This window comes from Vibrio sp. Vb0937, assembly GCF_033338855.1.
Genome location: NZ_JAWOTK010000003.1, coordinates 75,002 through 90,523 on the forward strand (window position 1 = coordinate 75,002; position 15,522 = coordinate 90,523).

At 43.2% G+C, this 15,522-nt stretch carries 13 protein-coding genes; 7 read left to right on the forward strand and 6 right to left on the reverse strand.

Annotated features, from left to right (window positions below):
* Positions 1-27: 27 nt before the first annotated feature.
* Positions 28-705, forward strand: coding sequence for a DUF2057 family protein (locus R7P67_RS07215; RefSeq protein WP_017634732.1), 678 nt, complete (start codon positions 28-30; stop codon positions 703-705).
* 85 nt (positions 706-790) lie between these two features.
* On the opposite strand, the gene R7P67_RS07220 is transcribed toward R7P67_RS07215, so the two are convergent.
* Positions 791-1,492 (reverse strand): pseudouridine synthase, encoded by a 702-nt coding sequence (locus R7P67_RS07220; protein WP_005387874.1) that lies wholly within the window; start codon positions 1,490-1,492, stop codon positions 791-793.
* A 311-nt stretch (positions 1,493-1,803) separates the two neighbouring features.
* On the opposite strand from R7P67_RS07220, the gene R7P67_RS07225 reads away from it, so the two are divergent.
* Positions 1,804-4,029 carry an NADP-dependent isocitrate dehydrogenase gene (locus tag R7P67_RS07225; protein WP_170890547.1) on the forward strand — a complete coding sequence of 742 codons (2,226 nt, stop codon included), beginning with the start codon at positions 1,804-1,806 and terminating at the stop codon, positions 4,027-4,029.
* Positions 4,030-4,214: 185 nt separating this feature from the next.
* Here R7P67_RS07225 and cspD read toward each other — a convergent pair whose 3' ends face one another.
* Positions 4,215-4,433 carry a cold shock domain-containing protein CspD gene (gene cspD, locus R7P67_RS07230; protein ID WP_005378407.1) on the reverse strand — a complete coding sequence of 73 codons (219 nt, stop codon included), beginning with the start codon at positions 4,431-4,433 and terminating at the stop codon, positions 4,215-4,217.
* A gap of 704 nt (positions 4,434-5,137) precedes the next feature.
* On the opposite strand from cspD, the gene clpS reads away from it, so the two are divergent.
* Both clpS and clpA read left to right on the forward strand, forming a co-directional pair.
* Positions 5,138-5,458 carry an ATP-dependent Clp protease adapter ClpS gene (gene clpS / locus R7P67_RS07235; protein WP_005378419.1) on the forward strand — a complete coding sequence of 107 codons (321 nt, stop codon included), beginning with the start codon at positions 5,138-5,140 and terminating at the stop codon, positions 5,456-5,458.
* Positions 5,459-5,508: 50 nt separating this feature from the next.
* The gene (gene clpA / locus R7P67_RS07240; RefSeq protein ID WP_005387879.1) at positions 5,509-7,776 is read left to right on the forward strand and encodes an ATP-dependent Clp protease ATP-binding subunit ClpA; all 2,268 of its coding nucleotides are present in this window, start codon (positions 5,509-5,511) and stop codon (positions 7,774-7,776) included.
* A gap of 127 nt (positions 7,777-7,903) precedes the next feature.
* On the opposite strand, the gene infA is transcribed toward clpA, so the two are convergent.
* The 3 genes from infA to aat form a co-directional block, all read right to left on the reverse strand.
* Positions 7,904-8,122: a translation initiation factor IF-1 gene (gene infA, locus R7P67_RS07245; RefSeq protein ID WP_001040192.1), complete on the reverse strand. Its 219-nt coding sequence runs from the start codon at positions 8,120-8,122 to the stop codon at positions 7,904-7,906.
* Positions 8,123-8,203: 81 nt separating this feature from the next.
* Positions 8,204-8,905, reverse strand: a complete 702-nt coding sequence (locus R7P67_RS07250) for an arginyltransferase (protein WP_005378346.1) — start codon at positions 8,903-8,905, stop codon at positions 8,204-8,206.
* Complete coding sequence (gene aat / locus R7P67_RS07255; RefSeq protein WP_005387881.1) at positions 8,902-9,609, reverse strand: leucyl/phenylalanyl-tRNA--protein transferase; 708 nt, start codon at positions 9,607-9,609, stop codon at positions 8,902-8,904. Before aat ends, R7P67_RS07250 begins: the two co-directional genes overlap by 4 nt.
* 39 nt (positions 9,610-9,648) lie before the next feature.
* On the opposite strand from aat, the gene R7P67_RS07260 reads away from it, so the two are divergent.
* Both R7P67_RS07260 and aroA read left to right on the forward strand, forming a co-directional pair.
* On the forward strand, positions 9,649-10,125 hold the full coding sequence (locus R7P67_RS07260) for a glycine zipper 2TM domain-containing protein (RefSeq protein WP_005378348.1): 477 nt from the start codon (positions 9,649-9,651) through the stop codon (positions 10,123-10,125).
* Between the two features lie 290 nt (positions 10,126-10,415).
* The gene (aroA, locus tag R7P67_RS07265) at positions 10,416-11,696 is read left to right on the forward strand and encodes a 3-phosphoshikimate 1-carboxyvinyltransferase (RefSeq protein WP_005387883.1); all 1,281 of its coding nucleotides are present in this window, start codon (positions 10,416-10,418) and stop codon (positions 11,694-11,696) included.
* A gap of 63 nt (positions 11,697-11,759) precedes the next feature.
* On the opposite strand, the gene R7P67_RS07270 is transcribed toward aroA, so the two are convergent.
* Complete coding sequence (locus R7P67_RS07270; RefSeq protein WP_005387884.1) at positions 11,760-12,008, reverse strand: YciN family protein; 249 nt, start codon at positions 12,006-12,008, stop codon at positions 11,760-11,762.
* A gap of 434 nt (positions 12,009-12,442) precedes the next feature.
* Here R7P67_RS07270 and topA point away from each other — a divergent pair, with 434 nt between their 5' ends.
* Positions 12,443-15,073, forward strand: coding sequence for a type I DNA topoisomerase (gene topA / locus R7P67_RS07275; protein ID WP_225473790.1), 2,631 nt, complete (start codon positions 12,443-12,445; stop codon positions 15,071-15,073).
* Positions 15,074-15,522 lie beyond the last annotated feature (449 nt).

Sequence of the window (15,522 nt, forward strand, 5' to 3'; positions counted from 1 at the left end):
ACTATGAAGATAAGGATGAAAAATTCTATGCAGTTATCATTAAAAGTGGCAATGGCACTGTCTATTTTTGCCAGTACAAACCTCTACGCTGCAACGACTTTAGTGGTTCCAGAAGACGTGAAGTTATTGGCCGTCAACATGGAGAAGCCAGATCTAGAAGGTGGTCTTTTTTCTAGTGAGAAGACAATCGAACTACCTGACGGAACGAATCAAATTGTCTTCAAATATCAACCTACATTCGAAATTAACGAAAACCTTAAGACGGTTTACAGTGATGTAATCGTTGCTAAATTTGATGCTGAAAACGAAAAGCTAACGTTTGAACTGCCAGAGTTTAAAACTCTTCGCCAAGCGCAAAACAACATCTCGCCTCTAGATTGGCAATTACTGGATACCAAAGGCCAACCTATTGCTTTGGTCGAAGATGTATTAGAGTCAGATGGTGTTCAAATTGGTCGTAATTACCCTCAAGAATCTCGCAACTACAATATTGCTGGCGGTATCGCGAGTGTTGCCGTTAGTTATGTAACTGTGAATCAGCATCAACAATCAGTAAGTGATATCGAGCCTCGAGTTGAGACTAGTGATACCCGTTCAACAGCCGCATCGAACGACAGCCCAATGGTTGATGTATTAAAGACGATGTACCAGAAAGCGTCTCCGGCGGAAAAAGAGGCATTTAAAAACTGGCTTGCTGAGCAGTAATCCCTTAGTTCATTAGATAGGGCTTAACTGAAAAAGTACGAATCTAAAAAGCAGGCTTTAAGCCTGCTTTTATCTTTTCTGCTTATTAGAGAGAGATTTCTCTCCATTCACCAGGCATTAGGTCGTTAAGGACGATATCACCCATCGAATGACGAATGAGGCGCAAAGTAGGGAAGCCAATGTGCGCAGTCATGCGACGTACCTGACGATTTCTTCCTTCAATAATGGTAATGGCTAACCAAGTTGTAGGGATATTTGCTCGAAAACGGACCGGAGGGGTTCTGTCCCAGACTTGTGGTTCTGGAATTACTTCAACTTCGGCCGGTAGAGTCATACCATCTTTTAGCTCTACTCCCTTTCTCAATTTTTCAAGATCTTGCTCCTGAGGAGCGCCATCAACTTGAACCCAATAAGTCTTCGGCGATTTTGACTTTGGCTGCGTTAACTTCGCCTGCAAGATGCCATCGTTAGTGAGTACCATCAAACCTTCGCTGTCTCGGTCCAATCGGCCAGCCGCATAGACATTTTTGATTGGGATATAGTCCGCTAACGTTTTGCGACCATCGCCATCGGTAAATTGACTGAGCGTATCGTAAGGCTTATTGAAAATAATGACTTTACGATCTTTAGGGGCCACTTTTGGCTTTTGGCTTTTTGTTGGGCGATTAGGGCGGCGGTCTTGCTGAGTACGAGTCTTCGAGCCATTGCGAGCTCCTGAGTGTTTAAAATGGCCCGTTTTAGACTGGTTACGACTGCGACCTTTTTCCTGACCTGTACGAGATGACATGTTAACTACCCTGCAAAAATGTAAATGAACTGTGTTTGAAAGTTTTAAGTTTTCTCATGATCGGATATGATTTGCGCGCCTAAAACTAACAAACGCGCACAGAATGATAGACTAATTCGTGTTATTTGTTTAATTATATCAGTGCACTCATGGATTCAGAGCTTAGAGCTTCAAACTACAACAAAGAGTGCGAACCGCATGTGGCGTTAGTGAGGAGACATGTACTGCTAACGTGCAGCAATGCGTCAATTAAACCAACTCAGACGCTGAGTTGATCAGCCAACAAGTTGATTAAAAAATAGGGAAATTTCATGCCTACAGAAAAACCTACAATTATCTACACCATCACTGATGAAGCGCCGGCGCTAGCAACTTATTCATTACTACCAATCATTCAATCATTCACAGCATCGTCTGGCATCAATGTAGATACTCGTGATATTTCACTAGCAGGTCGAATTATCGCTAACTTCCCAGAGCATCTAAAAGAAGAACAGCGCATTGGCGATGCGTTGACTGAGCTTGGTGAACTAGCTCAAACTCCAGAAGCAAATATCATCAAGCTACCTAACATTTCAGCTTCAGTTCCTCAGCTTAAAGCGGCGATTAAAGAGCTTCAGGCGAAAGGTTACGATTTACCAAACTACCCAGAAGAGCCGAGCACGTACGAAGAGAAAGCGATTAAAGCGGCTTACGACAAAATCAAAGGTAGTGCGGTTAACCCAGTACTTCGTGAAGGTAACTCAGACCGTCGTGCTCCGACTTCGGTTAAGAACTACGCGAAGAAAAACCCACACTCAATGGGTGCATGGTCAGCAGAATCTAAGTCTCATGTTGCGAGCATGTCAGACAATGACTTCTTTGGTAGCGAAAAGTCTACAACTATCTCTGGTGCAACAGAGGTCAAAATCGAGTTTGTCGGTAATGATGGTACAGTTAAAGAGCTTAAGTCTGCGTTCCCATTACTAGATAAAGAAGTCATTGATACTTCAGTAATGAAGAAGAAGGCGTTGGTTGAATTTTTCGAGAAAGAGATTGCTGAAGCGAAAGCACAAGACGTGCTGCTGTCTCTTCATATGAAAGCGACGATGATGAAAGTTTCTGACCCTGTCATTTTCGGTCATGCAGTAAAAGTTTATTACAAAGACGTTTTCGATAAGTACGGTAAGCTGTTTGAAGAGCTAGGCGTTGATGTAAACAATGGCATCGGTGATGTTTACTCAAAAATTGAGTCTCTACCTGAAGCGCAAAAAGCAGAAATTGAAGCGGCCATTCAAGCGGTTTACCAAACTCAACCAGAACTTGCGATGGTTGACTCTGATCGTGGTATCACAAACTTACATGTACCAAGTGACATTATTGTAGATGCTTCTATGCCAGCAATGCTTCGCTCTTCGGGTCAAATGTGGGGACCAGATGGTAAACAAAAAGACACCAAAGCGATGATTCCAGATCGTAGCTACGCAGGTATTTACCAAGCGGTTATTGATTTCTGTAAAGAGCACGGCGCATTTGATCCAACCACTATGGGTAGCGTACCTAACGTTGGTCTAATGGCTCAGAAAGCTGAAGAGTATGGTTCTCACGACAAGACATTCATTCTAGACGCTGCGGGTACTGTTCGCGTTGTTGATGCTTCAGATAACGTACTGTTAGAGCAAGCGGTTGAAGAAGGTGATATCTTCCGTATGTGTCAGGTTAAAGACGCACCAATCCAAGATTGGGTTAAACTAGCAGTGACTCGCGCACGTGCAACAGGTGTTCCAGCTGTATTCTGGCTAGATGAAAACCGTGCGCACGATGCTGAGCTCATCAAGAAAGTAAACGCCTACCTACCAGATCACGATACTGACGGTCTAGAGATTAAGATCCTATCTCCTGTTGAAGCTTGTAAGTACTCACTAGAGCGTATGAAAGCGGGCCTAGATACTATCTCTGTTACAGGTAATGTTCTTCGTGACTACCTAACAGACTTGTTCCCAATTCTAGAGTTAGGTACGTCTGCTAAGATGCTATCTATTGTTCCATTGATGAATGGTGGTGGTCTATTTGAAACAGGCGCTGGTGGTTCTGCTCCTAAGCATGTTCAACAAGTAGAAAAAGAGAATCACCTTCGTTGGGATTCTTTGGGCGAGTTCCTAGCGCTTGCAGCGTCGTTAGAGCATTTAAGTGTAGCGACAAACAATCCTAAGGCTCAGGTTCTAGCAGATACACTAGATAAAGCGACCGGTGAGTTTTTAGACACCAACAAATCTCCGTCACGCAAAGTGGGTGAGCTAGATAACCGTGGAAGCCACTTCTATCTTGCACTTTACTGGGCGAAAGCGCTTTCAGAGCAAACGGATGATGCGGATCTTGCTGCTGAATTTGCACCAATTGCAAAAGCGCTGTCTGAGCAGGAAGAAACGATCGTTGCTGAGCTAAATAATGCGCAAGGCGTGAAAGGTGAGCTAGGAGGTTACTACTTACTAGACGATGCATTGGTTTCTAAATTGATGCGTCCAAGCGAAACCTTTAACGCAATCATTAACAAGTAAGTTAGTGTTAAAAAACACGTCGTTTTCGGCGTGTTTCCTATCCTGTAAGTGCGTTGTAAGTGTTCCTTTTGTAACACGTGCTCTAAATAGTAAGAAACCCGCTATCTTGGCGGGTTTATTTTTCTCTTCAAAACATCAACGTGGCGTTTCGAGAGCAATATTTTTATATTTCGACAGCGCTCTAATTATTTGGCTTGGCCTTCAAGAGGCACGACGCTACTCGCGTGACAGCCTTTGGGACCTTTTTCAATCTCGTAAGAGACTTGTTGGCCTGCTTTCAGTGTACGATAACCGTCCATCTGGATAGTTGAGTAGTGGGCAAAGATATCTCCCTCTTCTTCATCTGAACAAATAAACCCAAATCCTTTGGCATTGTTAAACCACTTTACTGTACCTGTAGCCATGCTTTACATCCCTCATGCATTTTTTACTGATGTTGTTACTGCAACCAAGTTATACCTTTAACTTGGTACTACCATTGTCAGCGAATGCCAACAAACGTCAAATCAATGATAAGTCACATTCATCAAACCACTTAAAGAAGAGAAGTTTCAAAATGATGATTTATGCATCGACACTTTCCACTGTAGTCAATGAATTTCGACAGTCAATAGCAGTGAGCAACAAACAGAAACATAATTGAAAACAAATCACTTTTGAGATTAACAAATTTGCAAACAGTTTTTCGTATATACGCAGAAGTTTAGTCAATTTGCCTATGAAGTGGCTCATACTGAAAAAGCCATACTGTCCGTGTTGCTTATGGGAGAAGAATCCTCTGACTGAATAAAAAATGAAGTTTTCGTGATAATTACCGTATTCTCAATGAGGAAGTGTGATCCAGATAGAAGATGATGGGGTGGTTTGCAATAGTCCGAGAGCAATAAATAGAAAGTTCTTTTATAAGAAAAAATGTGTAACTTATCGACAAGCATCTTTTATTTGCGCCGTATCAAGACGTGCATTAGTCTCTATATTAGGTAGCAACTTTTATCGATCAAAGATCGAATTCGGTGCCATAACTCACTACACCGCGCTGCATGCTTGTGGTAGATTGTTTTTATAGGTCGAAAACATCAACCCTTTGATACGATATCTTTAGATTGCCATGAGTAAAAATTTTGAATGGGTCACTCCGGACTCTGATCTTCTGGAGCGAGAAAGTACGAAAGTCCAGCCACCTAAGCTGTACAATGTCGTACTCAATAATGATGACTATACACCTATGGATTTCGTCATAGAGGTGCTTGAGCGATTTTTCTCACATGATATTGATAAAGCAACTCAAATCATGCTTCAGGTCCACTATGAAGGAAAGGCAATCTGCGGCACATACAGCGCAGAAATTGCCGAGACAAAAGTAGCGCAAGTTACGATGTACGCAAGGGAAAATGAACATCCGCTACTTTGCACTATGGAGCAAGCGTAAACAAAGAAGACTTGCTCGAACAACCCCAGTTGTTTTTTCGGGAGGTACTTATGCTAAATAAAGAACTAGAGTCAAGCCTTAACGGTGCATTTGCTCGGGCGCGAGATAAACGCCACGAGTTTATGACTGTCGAACACCTCCTACTTGCATTGTTGGAAAATGATGCAGCTAAGGAAGCCCTTCTAGCTTGTAAGGCGGATCTTGACGCTTTACGCAACGAACTCGATATTTTCATCGATCAAACTACGCCTCTTATCCCAGATAGTGATGAGACGCGTGAAACGCAGCCGACTTTGAGTTTTCAACGTGTACTACAACGCGCCGTCTTTCATGTACAGTCGTCTGGTCGTAATGAAGTAACAGGCGCCAACGTGCTTGTTGCTATCTTCAGTGAGCAAGAGTCGCATGCCGCTTACCTTCTGAAGAAAAATGACATCTCCCGATTAGATATTGTTAACTTCATCTCCCACGGTATTACTAAAGCATCAGGTGCAGGTGAGGATTCATCATCAGACTCGTTTAGCTCAGAAAGTGTTGAAGAGCCTAATTCTGAAGAACGCCTAGAAAGCTTTGCGACGAATCTTAATCAAGTCGCTAAAGATGGAAACATCGACCCACTCATTGGACGTGATAAAGAGTTAGAGCGCACTATTCAGGTACTTTGTCGACGCCGCAAGAATAATCCACTACTAGTGGGTGAGGCAGGGGTTGGTAAAACAGCTATTGCGGAAGGTCTTGCATGGAGAATTGTCGAAGGGCAGGTCCCTGAGGTCATTCAAAACAGCGTGATTTATTCACTAGATATTGGCTCTTTGCTCGCTGGTACCAAATATCGCGGTGATTTTGAAAAGCGCTTCAAGGCGATTTTGAAACAACTTGAAAAAGAAGAAGATGCCATTTTATTCATCGATGAAATACATACCATCATCGGTGCAGGCGCGGCATCTGGTGGTCAAGTCGATGCAGCAAATCTTATTAAGCCTCTTTTAAGTAGCGGTAAGTTGCGTTGTATTGGTTCGACGACATACCAAGAGTACAGCAACATTTTCGAGAAAGAGCGTGCGTTGTCTCGCCGTTTCCAAAAGATAGACGTTGTAGAGCCTTCATTGGATGATACAACTAAAATCTTGATGGGCTTGAAGCCGAAGTACGAAGCTCACCATGAAGTACGTTATACCAATAAAGCACTGCGTGCCGCGGTAGAACTGTCGGCTAAATACATTAATGAACGCCATCTACCAGATAAGGCCATTGATGTCATTGATGAAGCTGGTGCGCGTAGTCGTCTTGCTCCTGCAAGCCGTCGTAAAAAAACGGTCGGAGTGGCTGATATCGAATCAATGGTTGCCAAAATGGCGCGAATTCCAGAGAAGTCGGTTTCTTCTTCAGATAAAGACATTTTGAAAAACTTAGATAGCAAAATGAAGATGTTGGTATTTGGTCAAGATAATGCGATTGATGCATTGTCCGAGGCGATCAAGCTGACACGTGCAGGTTTAGGTGTAGACAACAAACCTGTTGGTTCATTCTTGTTTGCAGGCCCAACAGGGGTTGGTAAAACAGAGGTGACGGTGCAGTTATCTAAGCTTCTAGGTATCGAACTACTTCGTTTTGATATGTCTGAGTATGGTGAGCGTCACTCCGTAAGTCGCTTAATTGGTGCGCCTCCTGGTTATGTCGGTTATGACCAAGGTGGTTTGCTAACCGATGCTGTTATTAAGCACCCACACTCAGTCGTATTACTTGATGAGATTGAAAAAGCGCACCCTGATATCTTTAACCTGTTGTTGCAAGTCATGGATAACGGTACGCTAACGGACAACAATGGTCGCAAAGCAGACTTCCGTAATGTCATTCTTGTTATGACAACTAACGCAGGTGTGGCGGAAACCGAGAAGAAATCAATTGGTTTGATTCAACAAGACAACAGTCACGATGCAATGGCGGAAATTAAGAAGGTGTTTACTCCTGAGTTCCGTAACCGTCTTGATAACATCATCTGGTTTAACAGCCTTGATGAAAGCGTTATCCATCAAGTGGTTGATAAGTTCATTGTCGAACTGCAAGTGCAACTTGATGCGAGAGGCGTTTCAATGGAAGTATCGCAAGACGCTCGCCATTGGTTAGCACATAAAGGTTATGACAAAGCTATGGGGGCTCGCCCAATGGGGCGTGTTATCCAAGAACAGCTTAAGAAGCCTTTGGCTAACGAACTGTTGTTCGGATCTTTAGTTGACGGCGGTACAGTGAAAGTAACGCTGGTCAACGATACGCTTGAGTTTGAATACTTAAGTGAGAAAGAGACAGCGATGCATTAATCGTTAGTCGGTAACAAACGCGCACGAGAAGATCGTGCGCTTTTTTATCTGAACTAAATCGGAAAAAATTGTGCAATAAAAAACGGAGCAGCTTGCTCCGTTTTTTATTGCATCCGAAAATCAGAGATTAACGAGCGCGGAAGACGATGCGGCCTTTTGACAGGTCGTATGGAGTCATCTCTACAGTTACTTTGTCACCCGTTAGGATACGGATGTAGTTCTTACGCATCTTGCCAGAGATGTGAGCAGTCACAACGTGACCGTTTTCAAGTTCAACACGGAACATAGTGTTTGGTAGAGTGTCAAGGACTGTGCCTTGCATCTCGATTACGTCTTCTTTAGCCATTTAATCCTCTTTAGAAATTAGGCAATATTAGCGGGCTATATTCTGCCGCTAAATAGTAATTATGTAAAGTTGAGGCGTATTCTACCCTCGCCAACGCTGATTTACTAGCCTTTGGTGGCGTTGAAAGCGTGTTTTGTAGCTCATTGCTGGGCACTCATCAATCTGATATCCCAAATATAGCCACTGTTGTTTGTTTTCTTGGCAGTATTTAATTTGATAAAGCACTGCTAACGTGCCAAGAGATAACTCGTAGTCAGGGTCAAAGAAAGTATAAAAAGCACTCGAGCATTGTGGCATCAAATCTGTCACCGCAATGGCGAGCAATTGATCTGATTCATCGTAAATGTGTAAAAACGACGTTGTCAGCCAGCTAGTTTGAGCAAATCGAGCAAACTCATCACGCTTTGGTGGGTACATAGTGCCGTTTTTATGCCGTTTGCAGATGTACCGACTGTAAAGCTCAAACCATTCCTCATCCATTTCAGGTTTCATTTCCCAGCGTAAAGACTGTGCTTTATTAAGCAGCCTCTTCTGACTTTTTGATAATCTAACGTCTGGAATCGAGACTCGAATTGGCTGGCAAGCGGTGCAATGCTCGCAATGCGGTTTATATATGGTATCTCCGCTACGACGAAAACCGTTAGCCATGAGCAACTGGTAATTTTCTTCAGTATGCAGCCTTTCATCAAGCGCCACCGCAACCCGCTCTTGCCGTTCAGGCAAATAACTACAAGGGTGATTATTCGTCAACCCTATTCGAATATGTTGTATATCCGTACTCATACTGAATCCTGCAAAACTTGGGGCTGATAGGCATCAAATAGTGTTTGCTTTTCTCTTAAAGATAGTAGTTTTTGCATAAATTCGTCACGCTCAAGTTCAAATGCGCCAAGTGATGCCAAGTGAGAATTCATAACTTGGCAATCGATTAATTGACCTTGCTTTGACGCCAAATGGTTGCATAAGTACCACAATGCAATTTTGGATGCGTTATCTTTTAGACTAAACATCGACTCTCCGCAAAAAAGTTGGCCCACGCAAATGCCATATAGTCCGCCAATCAGGTTGTTGTCATGCCATACTTCTACAGAGTGACAGTGACCAAGTTTGGCTAACTCAATGTAGGAAGCTTGCATTTCCTCGTTGAGCCATGTTTCCTCTGCAGGGCGTGTTGAAGAACATAGTCTAATCACTTCTTCTGTCGCGAAATTGAGTGTTACTTTATAGTTATGTTTACGCTGAAATTTTTTGAGACTTTTAGATGGCTTAAACTGCAATGGGTCAAACACAGCGCGCGGAGAAGGGCTCCACCATAAAATAGGTTCACCAGGACCATACCAAGGGAAAATGCCTTGATAGTAACCATTGAGGATTCTCATGGGGTTTAAGTCACCACCAAAAGCCAGCAAACCATTGGGGTCGCTGAGTGCTTTATAGGGTGAGGGAAAGTTGAACGTTTCATCGAGTTCAGTTAAATAAATAGCCATAAGAAGTCGTTACCAACATTGGAGTCAGAGGAGTTTATGATGACCTGGTTAAGAAATATCGTAAAAGTATGGCTTGGGATCATACTGTTTTTACCACTTGTCGCCAACGCAGCCTATGAAAGAAATGTTGCCAAGCCAGTTAATGAAGTAGTTTACGGGAAGATTGACTCTGTCCGTTATATTACTCAACAAGAGGTTGTTCAATCGAAAAGTAACGGTTGGAAGACACTACTTGGTGCCACTATCGGTGGTTTAGTCGGTAATCAATTTGGTGGCGGTACGGGAAGAGAAGTCGCGACGGCAGTGGGTGCGCTTGCAGGTGCCGCAGTTGCTCAAAACCAAAGTAATTACCAATACACGGTTGAATATAAGTTAGTTGAGCTACTCATCAAAGTGAAGGGTGATAAGCTAATTAATGTCATCCAAGATGTTGATAAAAATATGTTATTTAGTCGAGGGGATGAAGTTCGTATTTTATATTTTGATGATGGAGTCAGGGTTGATATCACTTATTAACCCTAGGTTGTTTTAGCCTAACTAAGCCTAATCAGGCATGTACAGTCGGGCTGGCTTATTGTCAAATCAAGTCGAAATAGTTTGCTGTTTCGCCGTGCTTCTTTCGCTCTTATTTACATCGCTGGCAATGCCTTTAATTCTGTATCTTTAGGCTGCTTGAGGATATTCATAAATTAGCGCCGATTTACTCTGGTTTTGTCGTGTTTTTTTGGGTAGTCTGAATTCACGAAGAATTGTTTAGCCCTCATAAAAAATCGTATGTTGAGGGCACAAAGGATTATCAACTTTTAATGGAAAGCCTAACGTTACAACCTATCAATAAAATTCAAGGGGAAGTGAACCTTCCTGGCTCTAAAAGCGTTTCTAATCGAGCTCTTTTACTTGCTGCTCTTGCTAAAGGCAGAACTCGCCTTACTAATCTCCTCGACAGTGATGATATCCGTCATATGCTGAATGCGCTGACTAAACTAGGCGTTCAATACCAACTTTCCGAAGATAAAACAGAATGTCTCGTTGAAGGCCTTGGGCGTCCGTTTTCTGTCTCAGAGCCGGTAGAGTTATTTCTCGGCAATGCTGGCACTGCGATGCGACCATTAGCTGCGGCTCTTTGTCTTGGAGAAGGGGAGTATGTACTGACGGGCGAACCTCGTATGAAAGAGCGTCCAATTGGTCACCTTGTCACGGCACTGAAAGATGCTGGTGCGAACGTTGAGTACATGGAAAACGAGAACTTTCCGCCTCTCAAAATAATTGGTACTGGCCTAAAAGCAGGTACAGTTTCTATCGATGGGTCCATTTCAAGTCAGTTCTTGACCGCTTTCTTAATGTCTGCGCCATTGGCTGAAGGTGAAATTCGCATCAACATCGAAGGCGATTTGGTTTCTAAGCCTTATATCGATATCACCCTGCATATCATGAAGCAGTTTGGAGTCGATGTGATCAACAATGACTATCAAGAGTTTGTGATCCCAGCCGGTCAGCAATACATCGCTCCAGGTGATTTCTTGGTTGAAGGTGACGCGTCTTCTGCTTCTTACTTCTTGGCGGCGGCAGCCATCAAAGGCGGAGAAGTTAAAGTCACGGGTATCGGTAAAAACAGCATTCAAGGTGATATTCAATTTGCTGATGCGCTTGAAAAAATGGGTGCAGAAATTGAATGGGGTGATGACTACGTAATTTCACGTGTTGGTCAATTAAAAGGCATTGATATGGATTACAACCATATCCCTGATGCTGCAATGACCATCGCGACAACAGCGTTATTTGCCGAAGGCACTACCGCTATTCGTAACGTTTATAACTGGCGTGTAAAAGAAACAGACCGTTTGTCAGCTATGGCGACTGAGTTACGTAAAGTTGGTGCGGAAGTGGAAGAAGGGGAAGACTACATCATCGTCAAACCTGTCTCTCAGTTAAAGCATGCAGCGATTGATACTTACGATGATCATCGTATGGCGATGTGTTTTTCGCTGGTGGCACTTAGTGATACGCCTGTGACGATTAACGATCCAAAGTGTACGTCGAAAACGTTCCCTGACTACTTCGACAAACTTAAGGCTTTAAGTTGCTAAATATTCTGACCTAAAACAAAAAAGCCAGAGTGAATAACACTCTGGCTTTTTTGTTTCCCAATACTATTTAACCAGCGTAAATTCCTTAGAAAGGTGATGCGCTAAGTATTTGAACATATTGAATACTGCAGTCGTATTTGAAGTTGGTAAACCTTTGTCATCAAGGAAGTATTCACCTTTAAAAACTAAAACACCTTCTTTTTCTTCTACGCTTGTTGCTCGCATCCCCTCGATGTAATCATCGTGCTCTTGGATGATTTGGTTAGCGATCAAAAGAAGGTCGAACTCTTCGATAAACGTTCTATCAGACATATTCTTTCTACCATCCTATTCAGTTAAGAACGCTGAGTATACCTACAACTAAAATGGGTTTGCATGATTAATTCAGTCAATCGTTCAGTAAGACTAAACAGATCAATTTTTAGAGTATAAGCATGATGCGGAGGAAGATGGCAGAGCATTGAACCAAACTATTTTGTGATGGGTAACAAAATTTATTGCATTGGATTAGCGGATGCTAAGTTTGCCTGTTTAGATATGCCGCTCAATACCTTTCAGAACCCTGTCTCTTTGAAGTATAAAGACGATGAATTGTCAACCAATCGGATCTGAATTTCAAAAAAGCAGTTGATCTTCTTTTCATCTCGCACAATAGTAAAAAAAGAAGCAATGAAATAGAACATTATGCGGGTGACCTTTAAACAAGGTTTCTACCCGCATTATTATGAAGGACGTTAGAGTCAGTTATGGGTAAATCACTCGTTATAGTGGAGTCACCAGCCAAGGCAAAGACGATAAATAAGTACCTTGGTAAAGACTTTATTGTTAAGTCTAGTGTTGGTCATGTGCGTGATCTGCCTACGGCCGGTCAAAGCACTGGTGAGAAAAAAGCCGCAGCCATCTCAACTAAAGGGATGAGTCCGGAAGAGAAAGCGCGCGTTAAAAAAGAGAAAGACCGCAAAGCGTTGATCAAAAAGATGGGGATTAACCCATATCATGACTGGGAAGCGAATTACCAAATCCTTCCAGGCAAAGAAAAAGTTGTCAACGAACTACAAAAACTCGCCAAAGACGCAGATTGCGTTTATCTCGCAACCGATTTGGACCGCGAAGGGGAAGCAATCGCATGGCACCTTCGTGAGATCATCGGTGGCGATGAAGAGCGATACAAACGTGTAGTTTTTAACGAAATTACGAAAAACGCGATCCAACAAGCTTTCCAGACACCTGGCGAGCTGAACATGGATGGTGTAAATGCCCAACAAGCACGTCGCTTCATGGACCGTGTCGTTGGTTTTATGGTTTCACCTCTACTTTGGAAAAAAGTGGCTCGTGGCTTATCTGCTGGTCGAGTGCAGTCTGTTGCGGTGAAATTGTTAGTTGAGCGTGAGCGTGAGATTAACGCGTTTGTACCAGAAGAATTCTGGGACATTCATGCGAATACGAAAACGAAAGACAAAGTGGACTTTAAACTGCTTGTTGCTCAGAAAGACGGTTCTGCGTTTAAGCCAGTTAATGAGGCAGAAACCAAAGCAGCGATGTCTGTACTTGAGAATGCAAGTTACGAAGTATGTAAGCGTGAAGACCGCCCTACAAAGAGCAAGCCTTCAGCACCTTACATCACCTCTACGCTTCAACAGGCAGCAAGTACACGTCTGGGCTACGGCGTGAAAAAGACCATGATGCTAGCTCAGCGCCTCTATGAGGCCGGTTACATCACTTATATGCGTACGGACTCGACTAACCTAAGTGCCGAGGCTGTGGACGCTGTACGTGACTTTATTGGTTCTGAGTTTGGTGATAAGTACCTGCCAGCGAAACCATTGACGTACGGTAGCAAAGAAGGGGCACAGGAAGCGCACGAAGCGATCCGTCCTTCAAATGTGGGTGTTAAGGCGGAAGACCTGCAAGGTGTCGATGCTGATGCGCACAAACTTTATGCTTTGATTTGGAATCAGTTTGTAGCGTGTCAAATGACGCCAGCAGAATACGATTCAACAACCATCAGTGTAAAAGCGGCAGAATACACGCTTAAAGCGAAAGGCCGTATCCTTAAATTTGACGGCTGGACTCGTGTACAGCGTCCAATGGGCAAAAACGAGGATACAATCCTTCCTGCGGTACAACTTGGCGATAAGCTAAGCTTAGAGTCACTTGACCCTAAACAGCACTTTACAAAGCCACCTGCGCGCTACACTGAAGCAGCACTGGTTAAAGAGCTAGAGAAACGAGGTATTGGTCGTCCGTCGACTTACGCATCGATCATTTCTACGATTCAAGATCGTGGCTACGTGAAAGTTGATCAGCGCCGTTTCTACGCTGAAAAAATGGGTGAAATTGTTACTGACCGCCTTGATGACAGCTTTAACGATTTGATGAACTACGACTTTACTGCGCGTATGGAACAGAAATTGGACCAAATCGCTGAAGGTGAAGTGAACTGGAAAGCTGTGTTAGACAACTTCTTTGCTGATTTTACTGGCGATCTTGAAAAAGCGGAGCTGGATGAGTCAGAAGGCGGTATGAAGTTAAACCACATCGTCATGACAGATATCGAGTGTCCGACGTGTAGCCGTCCAATGGGCATCCGTACTGCTTCAACAGGTGTGTTCTTAGGCTGTTCAGGTTACGCGTTACCACCAAAAGAGCGTTGTAAGACAACCATCAACTTGGGTGACGAAGAAGGTATTATTAACGTTCTAGAAGAAGACGTTGAAACCGCAGCTCTTCGTGCTAAAAAGCGTTGTCCGATCTGTGAAACAGCGATGGACGCATACCTGATTGATGACAAGCGTAAGATGCATGTTTGTGGTAATAACCCGAACTGTGAAGGCTACCTTGTTGAATACGGCGAGTTCAAAGTAAAAGGCTACGATGGTCCAGTTGTTGAATGTGACAAATGTGGCTCTGATATGGTGCTTAAGAACGGTCGCTTTGGTAAATACATGGATTGTACGAGCGAAACGTGCAAGAACACTCGAAAGATCTTGAAGAATGGCGAAGTCGCGCCCCCGAAAGAAGATCCTGTTCATTTCCCCGAGTTGCCATGTGAAAACTCAGATGCGTATTTCGTACTTCGTGATGGTGCTTCAGGTCTATTTATGGCGGCAAGCAACTTCCCTAAATCGCGCGAGACACGTGCTCCTTTGGTTGCTGAACTGGCACGTTTTGAAGAGCGTTTACCTGAGAAGTTCAAATACCTAGCAACTGCGCCGCAAGAAGATCCTGATGGTCGTCCTGCAGTCGTACGCTTTAGTCGCAAAACAAAAGAGAACTACGTTCGTTCGGAAGAGAATGGCAAACCATCTGGTTGGACAGCGCTCTTTGTTGACGGTAAGTGGGAAGTCACTGATAAGCGTAAAAAAGCGAAAGCATAAAAACGTACGATCTAAGTAATGTAAAAAGGCAGCGATATCGCTGCCTTTTTTGCGTTTTGTTTTTGCGTAAAGGCCACTGTGTTGTTCGTATAGATCTTTGCTGCTTTGACTGAGTTTTGCTGACGCGAGAAGATCCCAGCATCAATATTTCGTAGTCGCTGATGTATTTTTTATGTAAAAAATATTCGTTGTAACTTTCATTTTGCATTCACATATTTGTTATACATTGGGCTAAAAAATCGGCGGTGTAGTGAATCCGTTCGTAAATTGTTTTCACAATGTAATCGTTTGCTTTTCCATGTGTGATCTAGATATCGTCTTGAGTACGCAAGAGCTGTATGGTACACAGAATGGCGTATTAAAAATTGTAATTTAGAACCCGCTTAGATAATTTATTACAAAAATTAGTGCAACTGTGTGCATTGTTTGCGTCAAAAAATAAGGAAAGA